Here is a 21895-nt window from a genome sequence, read left to right on the forward strand (position 1 = left end):
CCGATCCAGCCTTCCCGGGTCGGATCTATCTATATAGAGCCGCCCGGGCCACCGCCCACGCCGAACCCGCCGCCGCAGTACCGCCATGACCGAAATCCGCAACGTCGAACTGGAAATCGGCCGCTTCCGCATCCGCGTGGCGGCTGCCGCCCTGTTTACGGTGATCTGCTTCGGGCTGCTGTTCACCCGCTTCCTGTGGCTGCAGTGGTACAAGCACGACCAGTACTCGGCCAAGGCCGAGGACAACCGGATCTCGGTGGCGCCGATCGAGCCCAATCGCGGCATCATCATGGACCGCAACGGCGTGATCCTGGCGCGCAACTATTCGGCCTACACGCTGGAAATCACGCCGTCGAAGCTGACCGATACCCTCGACAACACGATTGAGTCGCTTTCGTCACTTGTCGATATCCAGCCGCGTGACCGTCGCCGCTTCAAGCGGCTGCTGGAGGAATCGCGCAGCTTCGAAAGCCTGCCGATCCGCAGCCAGCTTTCCGACGAGGAAGTSGCCAAGTTCTCCGCCCAGCGCTTCCGTTTTCCCGGCGTGGATGTGCGCGCGCGGCTGTTCCGCCAGTACCCGCTCGGCGAATCGGCCAGCCACGTGATCGGCTACCTGGGGCGCATCTCGCAGCGCGACCAGGAGCGGATCGATGCGATGGACGAGGCCAACGACGCCGAGGGCGCCAAGTACGATCCGCGCAAGGACGCCGACAACTACAAGGGCACCAACTACATCGGCAAGATCGGCCTGGAGCAGAGCTACGAGGCCGAACTGCACGGGCTGACCGGCTTCGAGGAAGTGGAAGTGAGCGCGGGCGGGCGGCCGATCCGCACGCTGTCCACCTCGCCGGCCACGCCGGGCAACAACCTGATCCTGTCGCTGGACATCCGCCTCCAGCAACTGGCCGAGCAGCTGTTTGGCGACCGGCGCGGYGCGCTGGTGGCGATCGAGCCGGCCACGGGCGACATCCTGGCCTTCGTCTCCAAGCCGACCTACGACCCGAACCTGTTCGTGGAAGGCATCGACTCGAAGACCTGGGACGAACTCAACAGCTCGCCGGACAAGCCGCTGCTGAACCGCCCGCTGCGCGGCACCTATCCGCCCGGCTCMACCTACAAGCCGTTCATGGCGCTGGCGGCGCTGACCATCGGCAAGCGCACGGCCGCCTGGGGCATGCACGATCCGGGCTTCTTCACGCTGGGCAACCACACCTTCCGCGACGACAAGCCGGGCGGCCACGGCTGGGTGGACATGCAGGCGTCCATCGTGCAGTCCTGCGACACCTATTACTACGCGCTGGCGCGCGACATGGGCGTCAACGGCATCCACGACTTCATGAAGCCGCTCGGGTTCGGCCAGATCACGGGTATCGACATCGAGGGCGAAAGCCGCGGCATCCTGCCGTCCACCGAGTGGAAGCGCAAGGCGTACCGCAAGCCCGAGCAGCAGAAGTGGTATGACGGCGAGACCATCTCGCTGGGCATCGGGCAGGGCTACAACAGCTTCACGATCCTGCAACTGGCCAATGCGGTGTCGATCATCGTCAACAATGGCGCGGCGATGAAGCCCCACCTGGTGAAGGCGGTGGAGGATTCGGTCTCGCGCCAGCGGACGCTGACCGTGCCCAAGGAAAGCTATCGGATTCCGCTCAAGCAGGCCGATATCGACGTGATCAAGAAGGCCATGGTGGCCGTGACGCACTCGGGCACTGCCGCGCGCGTGTTCGCGGGCGCGGCCTACGAATCGGCCGGCAAGACCGGCACGGCGCAGACCTACACGCTGGCCAAGGGCGAGAAGTACAACCACCATGCCATCGACGAGCGAAAGCGCGACCACTCGCTCTATACCGCGTTCGCGCCGGCGGACAACCCGAAGATCGCGCTGGCGCTGATCGTCGAGAACGCCGGCTTCGGCGCGGCCGTGGCGGCGCCGATCGCGCGGAAGGTGATGGATTACTACCTGCTCGGCAAGTGGCCCGAGGAGTTGCAGGCCAACGCGCCGCCGCCGGCCGAGCGCGAGCGCGCGGGCGGCAAGCCGCCGGTGGACACGCCGAGCGTGTTCACCACCGGCCTGACGGCGAACGTGGCGACGGCCACGGTGATGGCCAATGCGCCGGTGAGCGCGGCCTCGGGCGCGGACGCCAGTGCTGCGGGGGCGAGTGCAGCCCTGGCGGGGGCTTCCGGCGCCACCGTGGCATCGGGCGCCGGCGCGCGCGGCGCGTCGGAATCGATCGCCGCCCAGCTTGACCCGGCCGCCATCGCGCCGGCCTCGGCCGTGGCCACGCTCGACGAACGGATGCTCCAGGCGCTTGGCCACAGCAAGCCGGCCGCGCCGGCTCCGGTGCCGGTCCCGGCACCCGCCGCGCGCCCCGCACCCGCCTCGGCGCCTGCGCCGGCCAAGCCACGCGTCCGGCCGGTCAGCACGACGGCACCCGCCCCCCGTAACAATGCTTCAGAGTAAAGGAGACGGGCACCATGGATAAACGCCGCGTCGTGTCCGTGATCCGGACGGCCCTCACGGGCTTCGACAAGCCGCTGGCCCTGATCGTCTTCCTGCTGTTYGCCACCGGTATCGTGGCGCTGTACTCGGCCGCCATCGACATGCCGGGCCGCGTGGAAGACCAGCTGCGCAACATCCTGCTCTCGTACGCAGTGATGATGGTGATYGCCTACATGCCGACCCAGCTGCTGATGCGGGTCGCCGTCCCCCTATATACAGTGGGCGTGGCGCTGCTGATTGCCGTGGCGATGTTCGGCCTGATCCGCAAGGGCGCGCGGCGCTGGCTCAACGTGGGCATGGTGATCCAGCCGTCCGAGATCATGAAGATCTCGATGCCGCTGATGCTGGCGTGGTACTTCCAGAAGCGCGAGGGCGTGGTCAAGTGGTTCGACTTTGTCGTGGCGCTGGTCATGCTCGGCATTCCGGTGGGGCTGATCGCCAAGCAGCCTGACCTTGGCACGGCGCTGCTGGTGCTGGCCGCCGGCCTCTATGTGATCTATTTCGCCGGGCTGACCTGGAAGATCATCCTGCCGCTGCTGGCCATCGGCGTGGTGGCGGTCACGCTGCTGATCTCCTATGAAAGCCAGATCTGCGCCCCGGGCGTGAACTGGCCGGTCCTGCACGACTACCAGCAGCACCGCGTCTGCACGCTGCTGGACCCCACCACCGACCCGCTCGGCAAGGGCTTCCACACCATCCAGTCGATTATCGCCATCGGTTCGGGCGGCGTGACCGGCAAGGGCTGGCTCAAGGGSACCCAGACCCACCTGGAATTCATCCCCGAGAAGCACACCGACTTCATCTTCGCGGTGTTCTCGGAGGAATTCGGCCTGATCGGCAACGCGGTGCTGCTGGTGCTGTACCTGATGCTGATCTTCCGCGGGCTGTATATTGCCGCCAATGCGCCGACGCTGTTCTCGCGGCTGCTGGCGGGTTCCATCACGCTGATCTTCTTCACCTACGCTTTCGTGAACATGGGCATGGTGAGCGGGATCCTGCCCGTGGTGGGCGTGCCGCTGCCGCTGCTCAGTTAYGGCGGGACGGCGCTGGTGACGCTGGGCATGGGGATCGGCATCCTGATGAGCATTTCGCGCCAGAAGCGGCTGATCCAGACCTAGCAGTGCCGTTTGCTACACTGCCATCCGAAAAATACTCCGGTAGAAGCTTATGAACGCCCAAGATGTCGCCGCCTGGCTGCAGAGCAATCCGCAGTTCTTCGAGGAACACGCCGAACTGCTGGCCGCGGTGCAGCTGACCAGCCCGCATAGCCATCGCGCCGTGTCGCTGCAGGAGCGCCAGATGGAAATCCTGCGCGAGAAGAACAAGGGGCTGGAGCTGAAGCTGGCCGACCTGGTCCGCCACGGGCACGACAACGACCGCACCCAGCAGCGCATGCACGCCTGGCAGCTCCGCCTGCTGGCCGAGGCCGACTCGCACGCGCTGCCGTACACGGTGCAGGACGGCCTGCAGCAGGTGTTCGACGTGCCGGCCGTGGCGCTGCGCGTGTGGAACGTCGGCGAAGCCTTTACGCACATCGAAGTGGCGCAGGGCGCCAGCGACGACCTGCGCCTGTTCGCCGAAGGGCTGCGCGCGCCGTACTGCGGCCCGAACAGCGGCTTCGAGGCCGCCGCGCTGCTCGAGCGTGACGACATCGCCTCGCTGGCGATGGTGGCGCTGCGCGTGCCGACCCGCCCGGACGAAGACGCGCTGGGCGCCACCTTCGGCCTGCTGGTGCTGGGCTCGCCCGATGCGCGCCGCTTCCACGAAGGCATGGGCACGGCCTACCTGGGCCAGATCGGCGAAGTCGCCGGCGCCGCGCTGAACCGCCTGCGCGACTGACATGTCCCGCCGCCCGCCATCGGATAGCGAGGCACCGGACCCCAAGCCGGTGCCCGATCCGCTGGTGGTGCGCTACCTCGACTGGCTGGCCACCGGCCGCAAGCTGGCCGAACACACGCTGGCCAGCTACGGCCACGACCTCTCCGTGCTCCAGACCCACGCCGCGCGCCACGCGCCGGGCGTGGCGCTGCTGGCGCTCGAAACCCATCACATCCGGTCCTTCGCCGCGCGCATGCACGGCGGCGGCCTGTCCGCGCGGACCATCGCCCGCACGCTTTCCGCCTGGCGCGGCTTCTACCTGTGGGCGGCGCGCCATGGCCATGGCGTGGCGGTGAATCCTGTCGATGGGGTGCGCGCGCCCAAGCGCGGCCAGCCGCTGCCCAAGGCGCTGTCGGTGGAGCACGCGGTGGCGCTGGTCGCCCATCGTCCCGGCGACTCGGCCGAGGCGCGGCGCGACCAGGCGGTCTTCGAACTGTTCTATTCGAGCGGGCTGCGGCTGTCGGAGCTGGTGCAGCTCGACCTGCGCTACACCGAGGATGGCGCGTACCGCTCGATCGGCTGGATCGACCTGGCGGGCGCCGAGGTCACCGTGATCGGCAAGGGCTCGCGCCGGCGCTCGGTGCCGGTCGGCAGCAAGGCGATGGAGGCGCTGCGGGCGTGGCTGGCCGTGCGCGACACGCTGCTGCGCCCCGGCGCAGCGCCCGAGGACGCCCACGCGCTGTTCCTCGGCACGCGCGGCAAGCGGCTGTCCGGGGCCACCGTGCAGTCGCGCATCCGCAAGCAGGCGATGTCGGCCGGCGTGCCGACCCACGTGCATCCGCACATGCTGCGCCACTCATTCGCCACGCATATGCTCCAATCGTCAGGCGACCTGCGCGCGGTGCAGGAGATGCTCGGCCACGCCAGCATCGCCACGACGCAGGTCTACACCTCACTCGACTTCCAGCATCTGGCCAAGGTCTACGACCAGGCCCACCCGCGCGCGGGGCGTGCAAAGACTGCCACGCCGGCACCTGCGAAACCTTCGGACAAAAACGAGAAGTAGGGCGCTGGCCTAGTCAGACCACTGCGACAAAATGTTGCGAAAGCGCTCCATCTCGGGCAGCAGCCACTGGCGGAACGCCTGCACCTTCGGCAATTCCAGGCTGGCCTGTGTGCTGACGAAGTACAGCAGCCACGGGCAGACGATGCTCACGTCGAACAGCCGCACCACGCGGCCGGAGAGCAGGTCGTTGTAGGCCAGCGAGGAGCGGATCAGCGCGATGCCCTGGCCCTCGGCGGCGGCCTGCAGCAGCAGCGAGGAATCCTGCAGCAGCAGGCCCTTGCGCGGCTCSGGCCAGTCCAGCCCGGCGGCTTCGAACCACGGTTGCCACGGATCGCCCTCGCCGCGCAGCAGCGGCATGCCGGCCATGTGCGCCGGCTGTTCGGGCAGGCGGCCACCGTTGAAATCGGGGCTGCACACGGGAAAGAACACATCGTCGAGCAGCCGTTCCACGTACAGGCCGGGGTAGTCGCCGTTGCCCATGCGCAGCGCGATGTCCACTTCCTCATTGGCGAAGTCGACCAGCGAGTTCGAGGACAGCAGCTCCACGTCCAGCTCCGGATGCTGCTCGATAAAGCTGCCAATGCGCGGCGTGAGCCAGCGCGCGGCGAAGGACGGCATGGTGCTGATGGTCAGCCGCTTGTCGCGGTTGCCGGCCTGGAGCACGCGCGTGGCATCGGCGATCTGCAACAGCGCGTCGCGCACGCGCTCGGCGTAGACCCGGCCGTTGGCGGTCAGCATCACCCGCTTGCCGCGCCGCTCGAACAGCAACTGGCCCAGTTCCTCCTCCAGCGCGCGGACCTGGTGGCTGACGGCGCCATGGGTGACGAACAACTCCGCCGCCGCGCGGGAAAAGCTCTCGTGGCGGGCGGCGGCCTCGAAGGCGCGCAGCGCGGAGAGCGCCGGCAGGCGCGGGAAATCGCGCTTCCAGCGCTGYCCATTGTCGGGATTCCAGCTGCCGCTCCAGACCATGATGCGAGTTCTCTATGTGAGTTTGGCTAACAAGACACAAGAATATATATCGTTTTGATAGTGCTAGGGCAATCACTAGAATGCAATGCACCGGAACCGCTTGTCAGCGCCCCCTAACTGGCCCGGTCCAATATCCAGGCCAGTTCCGGCGCATCTGACCAGTCAGCGGGCACCCGGCACACGGAGAAAGCCATCATGAAAGCATTGCTCACAACGACAGTGTTCACCCTCGTCCCTGGCGAAGTCACCAGCCTCTCGCTCCATGCTGCCCAGCGTCTTTTTGTGGAAGACGCCAAAGCCACGGACGTGTGGGTGACCCGCGAGAACGACTCGGAGGATTACTGGCTCCGTTGTGGCGGCAGCCTGTTGCTCCGGCGCGGCGACGAGATCGTGATCAGCGTGGACTCGCGCGCGACCCGCCCGGTCAGGCTGGCGCTGATTGCGGAAGCACGCCGCCCGGCGGCGACCGTGGCGGACCTGCCACACCTCGTGTATCGCGCCGTGAGGCGTTTGGTTCGAGGGACCGAATGGACACCGGGCCAGGATCAGGTCACGGCCTCCTGAACTGAGGCTGGTCTGGCCGCCCAGGCCGGACCGGGAGGCCGAATGCGAGACCCCGCCATGACCGGGGTCGCCCACCAGGGGCCGGCGGATGCCGGCCCTTTTCGTTACACTCTCGGGCATGCATGCCATTCAAGTCATCGAACGGGGTCTGGAGCCGTACGCGCCCTGTTTCGACGCCATGCGCGCCTATACCGAGGCCCGCACGCCCGACACGCCGGACCAGATCTGGCTGGTCGAGCACCCGCCGGTCTACACGCTCGGCCAGGCCGGGGACCCCGCGCACCTGCTCTCGCCCGACGCCGCCATCCCCGTCGTCAAGATCGATCGTGGCGGACAGATCACTTATCACGGCCCGGGCCAGGTCGTGGCCTACCTGCTGCTCGACCTGCGTCGTCGCCACCTGATGGTGCGCGAGCTGGTGACCGATATCGAGCAGGCGGTGCTGGACACGCTCGCGGCGTATAATCTCGCAGCCGAACGCAAGCCCGGCGCCCCCGGCATCTACCTGTCGGACGGACCGCACCAGGGCGCCAAGATTGCCGCGCTCGGCCTCAAGATCCGCAACGGCTGCAGCTATCACGGCGTCAGCCTCAACGTGCAGATGGACCTCTCACCGTTCCTTCGCATCAACCCCTGCGGCTATGCCGGACTGGAAACAGTCGACATGGCCAGCGCGGGCGCCACCGTGCCGGGGGCAGKCGAAGCCGGAGGAACGCCATCGACGCTGAGTGCCACGACGAATGCCACGAACGGCGCCGTCACTGCGGCCCACTACCCCGAAATCGCGCGACGCCTGGCGGCGGCCCTGTGCGAGGTGCTGGCGGCGCGCGAAGCGCGTGCCCCGGTGCGCGGGAATGCCGCCGCCGAGGCCGCCTGAGCACAGCGATGGCGTACCCGGCCCCGATTCACAGCCAAGTCCACAGCCAAACATGCACGCGGCCAAGCGTGCGGAGAACAGTATGAGCGACGCCCTGATCGCCACGTCCAGCGAAGCCCCGCAATCCCCTGCCGAGTACGATCCGACCCGCAAGCAGAAGTCGGCCGACAAGACCGCGCGCATCCCCATCAAGATCGTGCCGGCCGAGAAGCTGAAGAAGCCGGAGTGGATCCGCGTGAAGGCGGCAACCGGCAACTCGCGTTTCTACGAGATCAAGGACATCCTGCGCGCGAACAACCTCGTCACGGTGTGCGAGGAAGCGAGCTGCCCGAACATCGGCGAGTGCTTCGGCAAGGGCACGGCGACGTTCATGATCATGGGCGACAAGTGCACGCGCCGCTGCCCGTTCTGCGACGTGGGCCATGGCCGCCCCGATCCGCTCGACGTGAACGAGCCGGGCAACCTGGCGCGCACCATCGCCCAGTTGAAGCTGAACTACGTGGTGATCACCAGCGTGGACCGCGACGACCTGCGTGACGGCGGCGCCCAGCATTACGTGGATTGCATCTCGCAGACCCGCGCGCTGTCGCCGGCCACCCGCATCGAGGTGCTGGTGCCTGACTTCCGCGGCCGTCTGGACAAGGCGCTGGACGTGCTTCAGGCCGCCCCGCCCGACGTGATGAACCACAACATGGAAACCGTGCCGCGCCTGTACAAGCAGGCGCGTCCGGGCGCCGACTACGCGCACTCGCTCAAGCTGCTGCAGGAGTTCAAGCGCCGCAATCCGCACCTGCCGACCAAGTCGGGCCTGATGGTGGGCCTGGGCGAGACTGACGAGGAAATCCTCGAAGTCATGCGCGACATGCGCGCCCACGATATCGACATGCTGACCATCGGCCAGTATCTGGCGCCGTCGAACCATCACCTGCCGGTGATGCGCTACGTGCATCCGGACACCTTCAAGATGTTCGAGGAAGAGGCCTACAAGATGGGCTTCACCCACGCCGCCGTGGGCGCCATGGTGCGCAGCTCGTACCACGCCGACCAGCAGGCGCATCAGGCCGGGTTTGCCTGAAGCAAAACAAAGCACGCAGGTAGCAGGATCAAAGAAGGCCGGGACACGCTCCCGGCCTTTTTTATTGCCTATTGTTCCGACAGGCAGGCAAGCGGCGCCTTGAATGTCTGCGCACCGCCTTTCAACCACCTTTCACAATAAGCGCAGCAAAAATCACTTATTCCCCGTCTTGGCGACATCTTGTCGCTAACGGTGCATAACATCCTAGGGACAACCCCGAGTGCTGGGCGTTGGCATGTTTCGTTATGATGAATTTATCGATAAATCGTCGATGAAATACGGCTGAGTCACATTCGGTCCGACGCCATCCGACCTCTTCCTCACAGGTTGCCCCCACATGCCCGATTGCACCGTCCATCGCCTGGCCGAGCAGGCGCTGCTCTATAGCGTGGCGCCGCCCGCTTCGCTCGATGTCCAGCGCCGCATCTGGGCCATGGCCGAGCGCGCCGCCGACTGGCGCGGCGTAGTGGACGTGGTGCCGGGCATGAACAATCTCACCCTGGTGTTCGACGACACCGCCGACGTGGCCGCGCTGGAGCGCAATCTGAAGGTGGCGTGGGCCTCCGGCGAGACGCGCAACGCCACCGGCAAGCTGGTGGAGATTCCCGTGCGCTACGGCGGCGAGTTCGGCCCCGATCTGGCCGATGTGGCCGCGCACACGGGCATGACGCCGCAGGAAGTGGTGCGCCGGCATGCGGCCGGCGAGTACGTGGTGTATTTCCTTGGCTTCCAGCCCGGCTTCGCCTATATGGGCGGGATGGTCCCCGAACTGGCCACGCCGCGCCGCCGCGAGCCGCGCCTGGCCGTGCCGGCCGGTGCCGTGGGCATCGGCGGCGAGCAGACCGGCATCTATCCGGCCGTGCTGCCCGGCGGCTGGCAGTTGATCGGCCATACCGACGCCCAGCTCTTCGTGGCGGACCGCGATCCGCCGTCCCTGTTCGCGCCGGGYGACACCGTGCGCTTCATCGTCGAGGAGTATCTGGCGTGATCGAAATCATTCGTCCCGGCGCGCAGGCGTCCGTGCAGGATCTCGGCCGGGTGGGCTTCCGACGCTTCGGGGTGGGCCGCTCGGGCGCGGCGGACAGTCTGGCGCTCCAGGTGGGCAACCGGCTGCTCGGCAACGCGGCCGGCGCCGCCGGCATCGAATTCACGCTGGGCCGCGCGGCCATGCGCTTCCATGTCGATATGCGCGTGGCGCTGGTCGGGGCCGAGTGCGGCGCCAACCTGGACGGCGTGCCGGTCTGGTGCTGGCATGCCTTCGATGTGCATCGCGGCGAGACCCTGACGCTGCCGTCCCCGCGCGGTGGCACCCGCACCTACCTCTGCGTGGCGGGCGGCATCGATGTGCCGCTGGTCATGAACTCCCGTAGCACGGACCTGAAGTCCGGCTATGGCGGCTTCGAGGGCCGCGTGCTGCGCGAAGGCGACAAGCTGCCCGCCGGCCGTCCGGGCCTGGACGAGGAACGCGACTGGCTCGGCGTGGCCGCACCCGGTTGGGCGCTGCCCGTGAACCGCATCGACGACGCCTGGGCCATCCGCATGCTGCCCGGCCCCGAATATCCCGATTTTGAACCCGCCGCGCAGGCCGCGCTGTGGCAGTCCGACTGGACCATCACGCCGCAGAGCAACCGCATGGGCCTGCGCCTGCAGGGCCCCGCGCTGGCGCGTCGCGCCGAGCGCAGCGGCGACCTGCTCTCGCACGGCGTGGTGCCGGGCGTGATGCAGGTGCCGCCGGCCGGCCAGCCCATCGCCCTGATGAGCGATGCGCAGACCACGGGCGGCTATCCGAAGATTGGCGTCGTGATCGGCGCCGACCTCTGGCGGCTGGCGCAGGTGCCGCTCGGCGCGTCCGTGCGCTTCGTGCAGGCCACKCTGGACGAGGCCGCCGCCGCGCAGGCGGAGCTGGACCGCTAYCTGCGGCAGATCGACCAGGCGCTGCAATGGCAGGGCGATGGCATGAAGATCGCCGCGCGCCGCCGCACCACCACGCGCTTCGTGGCGTAACCGGGCTGGACCCCACCGTACAAGGAGAACCCCCATGCAAATCGACCTGAACGCCGACCTGGGCGAAGGCTGCGGCAACGACGAAGCCCTGCTGGCGCTGATCAGCTCCGCCAACGTGGCCTGCGGCTGGCACGCCGGCGATGCCGCCACCATGCTCCAGACCGTGAAGTGGGCCATCGCCAACAACGTGGCGATTGGCGCGCACCCGAGCTTCCCGGACCGCGAGAACTTCGGCCGCACGGAGATGCAGCGCGACCCGGAAGCCGTCTACGCCGACGTCCTGTACCAGATCGGCGCGCTCGACGCCATCGTGCGCGCCCAGGGCGGCCAGCTCGCCCACGTGAAGCCGCATGGCGCGCTCTACAACATGGCCGTGCGCGATGAAAAACTCTGCGCCGCCATCGTACGGGCCGTGCGCGACTACAACCCCGACCTCGTCTTCTTCGGCCTGGCCAACAGCCGCATGATCACCATGGCGCGCGACGCCGGGCTGCAGGTGAAGGAAGAAGTGTTCGCCGACCGTGGCTACAACCCCGACGGCACGCTGGTCAAGCGCGGCACGCCGGGCGCGCTGCACGACGACGAGGAAGTTGCCCTGGACCAGACCCTGTCGATGGTGCGCGACCAACGCGTGCGCGCCATCGACGGCACCTGGGTACCGATCCGCGCCGAAACCGTGTGTCTGCACGGCGACGGCGCCCACGCGCTTGCCTTCGCGCGCCGCATCCGGGAACGGCTCGGCGCGGAAGGCATCGCCATCCGGGCTGGTGCCTGACGGGCGCCCGCCCGCCGGCGCTGGCTTTGCTCCACCGTTAGCTTCACCTTCTATCTGGTGTTACCCATGGAATCGGCTGTCAATCTTTGGCCCCTGCTCGGGGTCGGCGTCATCGTCATCGGCTTTGTCCTGCGGTTCAATCCCATGCTGGTGGTGGCGCTTGCCGCCATCGTCACGGGGCTGACCGCTTCCATGCCGCTGATGCAGATCTTCACCGCGATCGGCACGGCCTTCGTCAAGGCGCGCAACCTGCCGCTGATCATCCTGCTGCCGCTGGCCGTGATCGGCCTGCTCGAGCGCCACGGCCTGCGGGAGCACGCGCAGGCGTGGATCTCGCGCATCGCCTCGGCCACGGTGGGCCGCCTGCTGATCGTCTACCTCGCCGTGCGCGAGCTGACCGCCGCCGTGGGGCTGACCAGCCTGGGCGGACATCCGCAGATGGTGCGTCCGCTGCTGGCCCCGATGGCCGAAGGTGCGGCCGAGAACCGCTTCGGGCACCTGCCCGAGCCGGTGCGCCAGCGCGTGCTGGCCTTCTGCGCCGCCACCGACAACGTGGGCCTGTTCTTCGGCGAGGACATCTTCGTGGCCTTCGGTGCCATCGCGCTGATGCACACCTTCCTGCTGTCGTCGAACATCGACGTGGAGCCGCTGCACATCGCCGTCTGGGGCATTCCCACCGCGATCTGCGCGTTCCTGATCCACGCGGTGCGCCTGAAGCGGCTGGACGGCTGGCTCGAGCGCGAACTGGGCAAGACGCCGGCGGGGACGCCGGCCACGTCCGCCGCATCCGGCAAGGTTGGGGAGTAAGCCATGATCGTATCCATCGACTATCTCTACTGGCTGGCCGGCTTCGTGCTGGCGATTACCGCCCTGATGACGTTCACGGACAAGACGCACCCGCGTCGCCTGTCCACCGGCCTGTTCTGGGCGCTGTACGCGGCCATCTTCCTGATTGGCGACAAGATCCCGCCGGCCATCGTCGGCATCGCCGCCGTGCTGATGGCRCTGATCGCCGGCTTCGGCGGCGTGGGCCACGGCAAGCACGGCACGCTGCCCGAGTCGGAGCGCCGCGCCAGCGCCAAGCGCCTGGGCAACAAGCTGTTCATCCCGGCGCTGCTGATTCCGCTGGTGACCGTGATCGGCACGGTGCTGTTCAAGGACGTGAAGCTGGCCGGCGTGCCGCTGCTCGATCCGAAGAACGTGACGTTCGTGTCGCTCGGCATTGGCTGCCTGGTTTCGCTGGCCGTGGTGTGCTGGCTGACGCGYGACACCGTGACGCAAGGCATGCGCGAGTCGCGCCGGCTGATCGAGTCGCTGGGCTGGGCGCTGGTGCTGCCGCAGATGCTGGCGATGCTGGGCCTGGTCTTCGCGGACGCCGGCGTGGGCAAGGCCGTGGCGCACCTGGCCACCGCCTACATCAACATGGACTACAAGCTGGTGGCCGTGGCGGTGTACTGCGTGGGCATGGCGCTGTTCACGGTGATCATGGGCAACGGGTTTGCCGCGTTCCCGGTGATGACCGGCGGCGTGGGCGTGCCCATCCTGGTGGGCATGTTCGGCGCCAAYCCGGCYGTGATGGCGGCCATCGGCATGTTCTCGGGCTACTGCGGGACGCTGATGACGCCGATGGCGGCCAACTTCAACATCGTCCCGGCGGCGCTGCTGGAGCTGGACGACAAGAACGCGGTCATCCGCGCGCAGGTGCCGTCGGCGCTGGCCATCCTGGCGGCCAATATCGTCCTGCTGTACTTCCTGATGTAACTGATGGAGACACGCACTATGCGTACCGCCCAGCGAACCGTATTACTTACCGGCTTCGAGCCGTTCGACAAGGAACCGGTCAACCCGTCATGGGAGGCGGTGCGGGCGCTGGACGGCCAGCAGGTGGGCGATGCGATCATCGTCGCCCGCCAGCTGCCGTGCGTGTTCGGCGCGGCCATCGAGGCGATGTCGGCGCTGCTGGCGTCGGTGAAGCCGGATGTGGCGATTGCGGTCGGCCAGGCTGGTGGCCGCACGGAATTGTCGATCGAACGCGTGGCGATCAATGTCGACGATGCGCGCATCGCCGACAACGCCGGCGCGCAGCCGATCGACCTGACCATTGCCGCCGATGGCCCGGCCGCCTACTTCGCCACGCTGCCGATCAAGGCCATCGTGCGCGACCTGCGCGCGGCGGGCGTGCCGGCRATGGTGTCGCAGACTGCCGGCACCTTTGTCTGCAACCACGTGTTCTACGGGCTGATGGATGGCATCGCGCGGCACGGCCTGACCGGCACGCGCGGCGGCTTCATCCACATTCCCTATCTGCCGGAACAGGCGGCGCGGCATCCCGGCGCGCCGAGCCTGGCGCTGGACACGCTGATCGCCGGCCTGCGGGTGGCGGTGCAGACCACGCTGACCACCGACGCGGATATCCGCGAGCAGGGCGGCCAGCTCCACTAAATCGATTCGATTGGGATCAGGGCTGGCCCGGACCCGGGCCGGCATCCACCTGCCGGTCCGTCGCCGCCGCCACGGCGCGCGCCGTGGCACGGCGCCGGGCCAGCCGCTGCAGCCGCCGGCGCATGCTCATCTGCTCCACGCGCCACAGCACATAGAAGAACGCCGCGAACGGCCACAGCCAGCCCAGCCACTGGGCCAGGCTGTTGAAGTGCACGAAACGTCCCATGCGCCAGCCTTGCTCCGAAATCCACGCATAGGGATTCGCCGGCAGCACGTTGGTCAGCACTACCAGCCCCGCCAGCGCCACGATGGCCAGCAGCGCGCGCAGCCAGCGTGGCAGGCGCAGCAGCAGCACCAGCACCAGCGAACTCGTGGTCAGCGCGAAGCGGCCCCCCTCGGACAGCCAGTTGAAGGTGTTGTCGTCCGCGAACTGCAACTCGGCCACGGTGGCCTTGAGCAGCAACGCGAAGGCGAGCAGCCCGGCCAGGATGCGCAGCATCGGCGCGGTGCGCCGCATCGCCAGCGAGGCGAACAGCCCCGTGCCGATCCAGCTGCACGCGGTCACCATGGTTTCCAGCATCAGCTGGGCCTGCATGTCGTCGGGCCGCAGTCCCACGTTGTTCTGCCAATCGAGCAGGGCGGGGAAGTAGCCCTGCAGGATCTCCATCGGCCAGGAATCGGGGTCGGTCAGCCATTCCCGCACGATGCCGCCCATGCCGAACAGGTGCTCCTGCGGAAAGATCTGCGCGAACGGCCACAGCAGCACCAGCAGGATCGCAAAGCTCGCATGGGGCTCGAACCACGCCATGCGCAGSCGCGTAAGCGTGCCGCGATCCACCAGCGCGCTGGTGAACGGCGCCACCATGGCCGCGCCCAGCAGCGCGCCGAGCGCGTTGGTGATCAGGTCGATATTCGACGAGATCCGGCTCGGCAGCCAGGTCTGCAACGCCTCCATGACCGCCGACAGCAGCGCGCCGGCCACCAGCGCGATCAGCGTGGCGCGCGCGCCCGAGATGCGCGGGTGCAGCGCCAGCACGACCAGCGCCCCGAACGGGCAATAGCCGAGCACGTTGGTAATCAGGTCGAACTCGGTGATGTAGCGCGGCTTGGGCGCGGTCAGGAAGGCCAGCGGCGAGATGCCGTTATTGACCCATCCCGTGAACGGATAGAGGCTGGCGTAGGCCACCAGCAGCGTGAAGCAGATCAGGCCGACGCGCGCCAGCGGCGAGTGGCGCGGCAGCCAGCCGTCCAGCTCCGGCTGGCGCGGCGTCTGCGGCGGGGGCGGGGGAGATGTCGGGGGCGCGACCAGAGTCATGCGTGCGAATACAGGCCGCCGTTACGGCCGGGGCGGATTCGGTGACGGCGGCGCCGTCGGCAGCGGCACCGCATTGGCGCCGGGCGGGTTGGCGGCGGGCAGCGCGGCCGGGCCGGATGCCGTGGCGGCGGCCAGCGGCAGYGTGGCAGCCCAGTCGAGGATGGCGGCGATCACCGCGTCGCTGCTGGTGGAGAGCGCCTTGACGCCGCCGGCGCCATCGGCGCTGGGGGCGGGCTGCTCGGCCACGAAGGTCTTCTGGCCGATCAGGCCCTTGTGATAGACGGTGGCGCGCGCCCGCACCACGCCCCGGCTGGCGGTGGCGCTGTCGAACACCTGCTCGAAGGCGAGCAGGTCCACCTTGAGCGCCGGCACCGAGCCATCGCCGAACCACGTCAGCGCGCCGCGCCCGGACACCGCGTCGCGCAGGCGCGCATCGAACAGGCGGGGTGGCGAATCGACCCAGCGCTGCGTGGCATAGGCCTGCAGCCGCTGCGCCTGCGAGTATTGCAGGCGGTAGTAGAGCGACTGGTTGTCCATCCATACCGGGCCGTCGGTCTGGGCCACGCGCAGCTTGGGCAGCGGTGCGGGCGACTGCGACGGCGTGCCGGCCATCGGCCCGAGGTCATAGGTCAGCGCGGACGGCCCCGGCGACAGCGCGCTGCATCCGCCCAGTGCGAGCAGTGCGGCAAGGGCGGCGATTCGTACGAGTCCTACAGGCGTCATGGCGGAGTCCCGGTGGAAGTTGGGGCGAAGGGCAGGGCGATGGTCGATGATCATGGCGCGCTGAACCCCGCTTCGCCCGGGCCCGGCGTGGGCGAGGGGCCGCCGAACAGCACGCTGCTGGGCCGGTCGTTGAAGGTGCCGGCGGCGCGGTCGATGGTGCGCGCGGTCTGGCGGGCGTCGCGCGCCAGGCCGTTCAGTTGCGGCAGGGTTTCCTCGCTCAGGATGCCGGCGGCCGACTGCACCGAGTCCGCCGCGCCCTGGAGGTTGGTGCCCACGCCGTTGACCGTGCGCAAGACCGTGCCGTTGGGGCTGGCCAGCTCGTCCGCCAGGCGCCGCGTGGAGACCAGCGTGGCGTTGAGGTTATCCACCGCCTGCGGCAGCTTGGCGGCGGCCGGCTGGAGCGAGGCGGACAGCTTCGAGTAATCCTCGGCCGTCTTGTGCACGGAGCGGATGGCGGCCATCAGCTCGTCGCGGTTGGTGGTCTGGAACATCTCGTTGAGCGAGGACATCAGCGTCTCGGTCTGCGTCAGCAGCGAGTCGCCACGCTTCTCCAGTTCCTCGAAGAAGCCCGGCCGCATGGCGATGCGCGCCGGCGCCCGCGCCGAGGTGGGCAGCGGCGGCGACGCCTTGTCGTTGCCGGCCTCGCGCGCGGTGTCATCGAGCTGCACGTAGGCGATCCCGGTCACGCCCTGGAAGCCCAGCGTGGCGTAGGTCGTGCGGGTGATCGGCGTGTCCTGGTTCACGCTGATGCGCACGATGATCTGCCCCGGCACCTGCGGATCGAACTTGATCGACACCACCTTGCCSACGTCGAGCCCCCGATACTTCACATCGGCCTGCGGCCCGAGGCCGTTCACCGTGGAGCGGGTGATGAGGTCGTACGGCACGCGCACCGCGTGGTCGGAACTGAACCAGAACAGCGAGAACAGCACCAGCACGGCCAGTCCGATGGTGAAAACGCCGGCAAGGAAGGCGTTTGACTTGTTTTCCATCAGGTGTCTCCGGAAGGGGGGCGCGGCGCGTCGGGCCGGGTCGGGGCCGGCAGGGCCTGCAACGCGCGCTGGGCGCGGTCGCCCAGGAAGTATTCGCGAATGAAGGGGTGGTCCACCTTCACCAGTTCGGGGATCGGGGCGGCGGCCAGCACCTTGCGGTCGGCCAGCACGGCCACGCGGTCGGACAGTGCCACGAGGGTGTCGAGGTCGTGGGTGATCATCACCACGGTCAGGCCCAGCTCGCGCCGCAGTTCGCGGATCAGGTCCACGTAGTCGTCGGACGCCATCGGGTCCAGGCCGGCCGTGGGCTCRTCRAGGAACACCAGTTCCGGCTCCAGCGCCAGCGCGCGGGCCAGCGCCACGCGCTTGACCATGCCGCCGGAGAGGTCGGCCGGCATCTTGTCGGCGTCCTTGGCGGACAGCCCCACCAGTTGCAGCTTGAGCAGCGAGGCCTGGCAGATCAGGTTGTCCGGCAGCGCGCGCAGCTCGCGCATGGGCAGCGCGATGTTGTCGATGACCGACAACGCCGAGAACAGCGCCCCGCGCTGGAACTGGAGCCCCCAGCGGTTGCGCAGCGCCTGCAGCTGCGCCGGCTTGAGCTTGGCGGGGCTTTCGCCGAAGACCTTGATGGTCCCCGACGTGGGCCGCTCCAGCCCGACGATCTGGCGCAGCAGCACGGTCTTGCCCGTGCCGGAGCCGCCCACGATGGACAGCACCTCGCCGCGATAGACATCAAGGTTGAGATGGTCATGCACCACGTTGTCGCCGTAGCGCTTGACCAGGTCGCGCACCTCGATGATCGCCTCGCGGCGGGCGGGGGAGGGATTGGCCGGATGGTTCATAGGCCTACGTCCTTGAACAGGATGGCGAAGATGGCGTCGGCGATGATGACCACGGTGATCGACGTGACMACCGAGGCTGTCGTGCCTTCGCCCAGGCTCTGCGTGTTCGGCCGGATGCGCAGGCCGAAGTGGCAGGCCGTCAGCGCAATCAGCATGCCGAACACCACGCCCTTGCCCAGCCCGAGCCAGAGGTTGGCCACCGGCACGGCCTCGGGCAGCTGGCGCAGGAAGAAGGCGTAGCTGATGCCAAGCTGGAACTGGGCGGCGGTCATGCCGCCGAGCAGCGCCATCAGGTCGGTCCAGGCCACCAGCAGCGGCATCGCCACGGCCAGCGCGATCACGCGCGGCATGATCAGCCGGAAGCCGTGCGAGATGCCCATCACCCGCATCGCATCGAGTTCCTCGGTCACGCGCATCACGCCGATCTGCGCGGTGATGGCGGACCCGGAGCGCCCGGCAATCAGGATGGCGGCCAGCACCGGCCCCAGTTCGCGGATCACGGCCATGCCCAGAATGTTGACGATGAACGTGCTGGCGCCGAAGGTGCGCAGCTGGTTGGCCGACAGGTAGGACAGCACGATGCCGATCAGGAAGCCCACCAGCGCCGTGATGCCCAGCGCCTTGTATCCCACGTTATAGACGTTGGCCGAAATCTCGCGCCATGGCCCCCGGTGCGGCGCGCGGGCGAAGCGCAGCAGGTCGAAGGTGAGCTGGCCGAGCATGGTCACCCCGATGGCGAACTGGGCGAAGAACGACAGCAGGCTCGCGCCGAGGATGGTGACCGGGTTGAAGCGATCCACCATGCGCTTCTTCCAGCCGTCGCGGCGCAGCGCGGCGATGCGGTCGAACACGCGGCGCTGGCCGTCGTTGAGTTCGACGTTCGCCGGCATCTTGCTGTTCCAGGCCTGCCAGATCAGTTGCGCGCCGATATGGTCGAGCCGGTTCACCCCGGCCAGCGACCACGCGGCGTGCTGGGGCGCCTCGGTCAATTCGTGCAACTGCGCGCGCAGCCCACGGGCTTCGTGGCAGCCGGCGAGCGCGAGTGCGGTCCAGTCCCCCTGCAGCGCGATGCTGCAGGCTCCGTCCTGGCGCGAAATCTCGATGGCCGGCGTCGATGGGCGATCCAAGGGTGAATCCAAAGGGGGGCGGCGATGTGATGGGGGAGTCTCGATTCTATGCTACCGGCCGTGACGTGGCGACCGGGCATCCTCTGACACGGCCACRCGGGGCTGTCCGACAGCCACGGGATCGGGCCAATCCGGCCAAATCGGGCGACGCGGCTACAATCGCGGCTAACTGCCCCAAGCCACCCTGACCCGCCCCGCATGACCGCGCCTCCCGACCGCCYCCACCCCAGCATTCCCAGCCTTGCMGACGATGCCGCCGCGCTGCCCGCGTGGCACATCGACGCCGGCGCGCTGCGCACCGCGCTGGACACCGGCCCCGCACGGGGTTGGACCGTGGAGGTGGTGGAGGAAACCGGCTCGACCAACGCCGACCTGACCCAGGCCTGCCGCAGCGCCGGCTGGGTGGAGGGCTGGGTGGAGGGGGACGAGCGCGCGCAGGTGCGCGTGGCCTATCGCCAGACCGCCGGGCGCGGCCGTCAGGGCCGGCCCTGGCAGGGGCAGGCGGGGCTGACCTTCTCGGTGGCCATGCCGCTGGCGCTGCCGCCGGCCCGCCTGAGTGGCCTGAGCCTGGCCGTGGGACTGGCGCTGGCTGAGGCGCTCGAGGACGTGAACCCCGCGCTCGGCACCCGCGTGGGCCTGAAATGGCCCAATGACCTTCAGATCGACGGCCGCAAGCTGGCCGGCATCCTGATCGAATCGGTGCCGGCGCGGCCCGGCGCGCTCTGGGCCGTGATCGGCATCGGCCTGAACCTGGTGCGCGATGCCCGTATGGAAGCCGCGCTGGGCCGCCCGCTGGCCGGTGTGGCCGAGGCGCTGCCGGGCTTCGACCCCGCCCACCATCCCACCGAGATCCTCGGCGCGGTGCTGAACCGGCTGGCGGCGATGCGCGCCGTGTTCCTGGCCGAAGGCTTCGCGCCGATGGCGGCCCGCTGGTCTGCGCGCGATGCCTTCCGCGACGAGCCGGTGCGCCTGCTGCACGACGGCACGCTGCTGGCCGAGGGCCTCGCCCGGGGYGTGGACGGCGACGGCCACCTGCTGCTGGAGACGGCGGACGGGCTGCAACGGATCGCCAGCGGCGAGGTGTCCTTGCGCGGAGCGRCGGCATGAGCGCGCGCCTGCTGATAGATATCGGCAATACCCGGCTCAAGTGGGCGTGGAGCACGGACGACACCGACGCGRCCGCGCCGGCCGGCACCCTGCCCACCCCGTGGCGCCACGCGGGCGCCGCCACGCACGCCGCGCCGGCGGAACTGGCGGCGCTGGTCGGCACATGGCGGGGGCTGGCGGATGSCGGCGWGCCRTCGGTCTGGATCGCCAATGTGGCCGGGGCGGCGATTGGCAAGGCAGTGGCGGCGACGCTGGCCGACGCCTTCGGGGCCGCCCCCACGCTGCAATGGGTACGCACCACGGCCGCCCACGGCGACCTCGCCAACGGCTACCGCGAACCCACGCAACTGGGTGTGGACCGCTGGGTCGGCAGCATCGGCGCGCATCGCTGGCTGCCCGGCGAGACGCTGCTGATCGTCACGGCCGGCACGGCCACCACGCTGGACATCGTCACCACGCAGGCCGATGGCGGGGCACGCTTCGAGGGCGGGCTGATCCTGCCCGGGGTGGCGCTGATGCTCGGCTCGCTGGCCCGCAACACGGCCCAACTGCCGGCGCTCGACGTGCTCGACACCGGCGCGGGCGCCGCGCGGGCGGTGCGAGCGTTGGGCGCTGACAACACTCACGACGCCATTGCCGCCGGCTGTCTGGCCGCCCAGGCYGGCGCCGTGGAGCGCTCCTGGCGGGCGCTGGCCGAACGCGGGCCGGTGCGCTGCCTGCTTTCGGGCGGGGCGCGACAGGCGCTCTCCGGCGCACTCGCGATGCCGTTCGAGATGCACGATAATCTCGTGCTGCTTGGACTGCACGCGATGGCCACCGGGGCCTGAGGCAGCCGCCAGGCGATCTTGCATCGCCCAACCGAACCGTCTTCCATGTCCCAGAAAGGCCCGACCGCCCTGCTGCTGATCCTGCTGCTCGTCAACGCGCTGCTGCTGGCCGCCGTGCTGGGCGGGTTCGGCCCGGACCCGCTGGCTGGCTGGATGGAAAGCCCGCGCGAGCCGCAGCGGGTGTCCCAGCAGGTGCGCGGCGAGCGGATGCGGCTTGAGCCGCCTGCCGATACCGCCACCGTACGCCCGGCCCCGGGCGCTCCGGCAGGCTCCCCGCGCGGCGCGCTGACGCCCACCCCCGCCGGCACGGTCTCGCTGGCCGTGGCCCAGCCGGCCCCGCGCGCCGATGCCTGCTTCGAGATCGGCGGTTTCTCGGCCCAGACCGTGGCGCGGGCGCGTGAAGACCTCGCCGCCATCGCCGCCGGGGCTTCGCTGCCGGTGCAGCAGTTCGAACGGACCGAACAGGTGCGCTGGTGGGTCCACCTGCCGGCCCAGCCCACGCGCGAGAACGCCGACCGCAAGCTGGCGGAGCTGAAGCGCCGCAAGGTGACCGATGTGTCCGTGGTGAGCAACGAGGACGATGAGGCGTCGTCGGCGTCTTATACCGTGTCGCTGGGGCTGTTCCGGGAGCGCGAGCGCGCCGACCGCTTCCTCGAATCCCTGCGCGCCCAGGGCGTGCGCACGGCGCTGATTACGGACGCGCCGCGGCCGGTCTCGCGCCAATGGCTGCGCGTGACGTCCTCGGACGATGCGGTGCGGGCAAGGATGGATGAAGTGCGCCTGCGGTATGGCGCGGAGTCGCTCCAGGCGTGCCGGGCCGGCACGCAGGCGCGCGGCGCGAAACAGCCCGGATCGGGCGCCGAAGGTTGAAC

Annotated in this window: 22 protein-coding genes; 16 read left to right on the forward strand and 6 right to left on the reverse strand. The window is 69.0% G+C overall.

Features of this window, described 5'->3' with window-relative positions; translation table 11 throughout:
- Positions 1-85: 85 nt before the first annotated feature.
- From mrdA to AB4Z27_RS06615, 4 genes are read left to right on the forward strand one after another with little or no spacing between them, the layout of a single operon-like run.
- Positions 86-2461 carry a penicillin-binding protein 2 gene (gene mrdA / locus AB4Z27_RS06600; protein WP_092291238.1) on the forward strand — a complete coding sequence of 792 codons (2376 nt, stop codon included), beginning with the start codon at positions 86-88 and terminating at the stop codon, positions 2459-2461.
- A 14-nt stretch (positions 2462-2475) separates the two neighbouring features.
- On the forward strand, positions 2476-3618 hold the full coding sequence (gene rodA, locus AB4Z27_RS06605; protein WP_092291240.1) for a rod shape-determining protein RodA: 1143 nt from the start codon (positions 2476-2478) through the stop codon (positions 3616-3618).
- A 49-nt stretch (positions 3619-3667) separates the two neighbouring features.
- On the forward strand, positions 3668-4339 hold the full coding sequence (locus AB4Z27_RS06610) for a DUF484 family protein (RefSeq protein ID WP_092291242.1): 672 nt from the start codon (positions 3668-3670) through the stop codon (positions 4337-4339).
- 1 nt (position 4340) lies between these two features.
- Positions 4341-5384 carry a tyrosine recombinase XerC gene (locus AB4Z27_RS06615; RefSeq protein ID WP_441644120.1) on the forward strand — a complete coding sequence of 348 codons (1044 nt, stop codon included), beginning with the start codon at positions 4341-4343 and terminating at the stop codon, positions 5382-5384.
- 9 nt (positions 5385-5393) lie between these two features.
- Here AB4Z27_RS06615 and AB4Z27_RS06620 read toward each other — a convergent pair whose 3' ends face one another.
- Positions 5394-6353 carry a transcriptional regulator GcvA gene (locus AB4Z27_RS06620; RefSeq protein WP_092291246.1) on the reverse strand — a complete coding sequence of 320 codons (960 nt, stop codon included), beginning with the start codon at positions 6351-6353 and terminating at the stop codon, positions 5394-5396.
- Between the two features lie 195 nt (positions 6354-6548).
- On the opposite strand from AB4Z27_RS06620, the gene AB4Z27_RS06625 reads away from it, so the two are divergent.
- From AB4Z27_RS06625 to pcp, 9 genes are all read left to right on the forward strand, one after another.
- On the forward strand, positions 6549-6917 hold the full coding sequence (locus AB4Z27_RS06625) for a DUF2917 domain-containing protein (RefSeq protein WP_092291248.1): 369 nt from the start codon (positions 6549-6551) through the stop codon (positions 6915-6917).
- Positions 6918-7035: 118 nt separating this feature from the next.
- Positions 7036-7794 (forward strand): lipoyl(octanoyl) transferase LipB, encoded by a 759-nt coding sequence (lipB, locus tag AB4Z27_RS06630; protein WP_441644121.1) that lies wholly within the window; start codon positions 7036-7038, stop codon positions 7792-7794.
- A gap of 82 nt (positions 7795-7876) precedes the next feature.
- On the forward strand, positions 7877-8869 hold the full coding sequence (gene lipA / locus AB4Z27_RS06635) for a lipoyl synthase (RefSeq protein WP_092291252.1): 993 nt from the start codon (positions 7877-7879) through the stop codon (positions 8867-8869).
- 337 nt (positions 8870-9206) lie between these two features.
- Entirely contained in the window at positions 9207-9857 is a 651-nt protein-coding gene (gene pxpB, locus AB4Z27_RS06640) for a 5-oxoprolinase subunit PxpB (protein WP_092291254.1), read from the forward strand.
- Entirely contained in the window at positions 9854-10873 is a 1020-nt protein-coding gene (locus AB4Z27_RS06645; protein WP_092291256.1) for a biotin-dependent carboxyltransferase family protein, read from the forward strand. The genes pxpB and AB4Z27_RS06645 overlap by 4 nt, the downstream gene beginning before the upstream one ends.
- Positions 10874-10907: 34 nt before the next feature.
- A complete protein-coding gene (gene pxpA, locus AB4Z27_RS06650) occupies positions 10908-11648 on the forward strand; it encodes a 5-oxoprolinase subunit PxpA (protein WP_092291258.1) in 741 nt (246 codons plus the stop codon).
- A gap of 66 nt (positions 11649-11714) precedes the next feature.
- Positions 11715-12455, forward strand: coding sequence for a DUF969 domain-containing protein (locus tag AB4Z27_RS06655; protein ID WP_092291261.1), 741 nt, complete (start codon positions 11715-11717; stop codon positions 12453-12455).
- Positions 12456-12458: 3 nt separating this feature from the next.
- Positions 12459-13409: a DUF979 domain-containing protein gene (locus tag AB4Z27_RS06660; RefSeq protein ID WP_092291263.1), complete on the forward strand. Its 951-nt coding sequence runs from the start codon at positions 12459-12461 to the stop codon at positions 13407-13409.
- A gap of 18 nt (positions 13410-13427) precedes the next feature.
- The gene (pcp, locus tag AB4Z27_RS06665) at positions 13428-14090 is read left to right on the forward strand and encodes a pyroglutamyl-peptidase I (RefSeq protein WP_092291265.1); all 663 of its coding nucleotides are present in this window, start codon (positions 13428-13430) and stop codon (positions 14088-14090) included.
- Between the two features lie 16 nt (positions 14091-14106).
- Here the strand turns inward: pcp and AB4Z27_RS06670 are convergent, their stop codons facing one another.
- The 5 genes from AB4Z27_RS06670 to AB4Z27_RS06690 are packed head-to-tail and all read right to left on the reverse strand — an operon-like array spanning position 14107 to position 19089.
- Positions 14107-15405: a VanZ family protein gene (locus tag AB4Z27_RS06670; protein ID WP_441644122.1), complete on the reverse strand. Its 1299-nt coding sequence runs from the start codon at positions 15403-15405 to the stop codon at positions 14107-14109.
- 21 nt (positions 15406-15426) lie between these two features.
- Positions 15427-16128: an ABC-type transport auxiliary lipoprotein family protein gene (locus AB4Z27_RS06675; RefSeq protein WP_092292083.1), complete on the reverse strand. Its 702-nt coding sequence runs from the start codon at positions 16126-16128 to the stop codon at positions 15427-15429.
- A gap of 50 nt (positions 16129-16178) precedes the next feature.
- Positions 16179-17120, reverse strand: coding sequence for an MlaD family protein (locus AB4Z27_RS06680; protein ID WP_177219855.1), 942 nt, complete (start codon positions 17118-17120; stop codon positions 16179-16181).
- The gene (locus AB4Z27_RS06685) at positions 17120-17962 is read right to left on the reverse strand and encodes an ABC transporter ATP-binding protein (protein ID WP_092291271.1); all 843 of its coding nucleotides are present in this window, start codon (positions 17960-17962) and stop codon (positions 17120-17122) included. Before AB4Z27_RS06685 ends, AB4Z27_RS06680 begins: the two co-directional genes overlap by 1 nt.
- Complete coding sequence (locus tag AB4Z27_RS06690) at positions 17959-19089, reverse strand: MlaE family ABC transporter permease (protein WP_092291273.1); 1131 nt, start codon at positions 19087-19089, stop codon at positions 17959-17961. The genes AB4Z27_RS06685 and AB4Z27_RS06690 overlap by 4 nt, the downstream gene beginning before the upstream one ends.
- 198 nt (positions 19090-19287) lie before the next feature.
- On the opposite strand from AB4Z27_RS06690, the gene AB4Z27_RS06695 reads away from it, so the two are divergent.
- Genes AB4Z27_RS06695 through AB4Z27_RS06705 form a run of 3 tightly spaced genes read left to right on the forward strand, consistent with a single transcriptional unit; the run spans position 19288 to position 21893 of the window.
- A complete protein-coding gene (locus tag AB4Z27_RS06695; protein ID WP_441644123.1) occupies positions 19288-20196 on the forward strand; it encodes a biotin--[acetyl-CoA-carboxylase] ligase in 909 nt (302 codons plus the stop codon).
- The gene (locus tag AB4Z27_RS06700) at positions 20193-21023 is read left to right on the forward strand and encodes a type III pantothenate kinase (RefSeq protein ID WP_441644124.1); all 831 of its coding nucleotides are present in this window, start codon (positions 20193-20195) and stop codon (positions 21021-21023) included. Before AB4Z27_RS06695 ends, AB4Z27_RS06700 begins: the two co-directional genes overlap by 4 nt.
- A gap of 45 nt (positions 21024-21068) precedes the next feature.
- Complete coding sequence (locus tag AB4Z27_RS06705) at positions 21069-21893, forward strand: SPOR domain-containing protein (protein ID WP_441591468.1); 825 nt, start codon at positions 21069-21071, stop codon at positions 21891-21893.
- The last annotated feature ends 2 nt before the right edge of the window (positions 21894-21895 follow it).

Origin of the sequence: Cupriavidus sp. KB_39 (assembly GCF_052114485.1) — a bacterium.
Classification (GTDB): Bacteria; Pseudomonadota; Gammaproteobacteria; order Burkholderiales; family Burkholderiaceae; genus Cupriavidus.

Bases quoted from the DNA above. Each gene is read 5' to 3' on its own strand.
- AB4Z27_RS06610 (WP_092291242.1), top strand. From the start codon at position 3,668: ATGAACGCCCAAGATGTCGCCGCCTGGCTGCAGAGCAATCCGCAGTTC.
- AB4Z27_RS06615 (WP_441644120.1), top strand. From the start codon at position 4,341: ATGTCCCGCCGCCCGCCATCGGATAGCGAGGCACCGGACCCCAAGCCG.
- AB4Z27_RS06625 (WP_092291248.1), top strand. From the start codon at position 6,549: ATGAAAGCATTGCTCACAACGACAGTGTTCACCCTCGTCCCTGGCGAA.
- lipA (WP_092291252.1), top strand. From the start codon at position 7,877: ATGAGCGACGCCCTGATCGCCACGTCCAGCGAAGCCCCGCAATCCCCT.
- pxpA (WP_092291258.1), top strand. From the start codon at position 10,908: ATGCAAATCGACCTGAACGCCGACCTGGGCGAAGGCTGCGGCAACGAC.
- AB4Z27_RS06655 (WP_092291261.1), top strand. From the start codon at position 11,715: ATGGAATCGGCTGTCAATCTTTGGCCCCTGCTCGGGGTCGGCGTCATC.
- AB4Z27_RS06705 (WP_441591468.1), top strand. From the start codon at position 21,069: ATGTCCCAGAAAGGCCCGACCGCCCTGCTGCTGATCCTGCTGCTCGTC.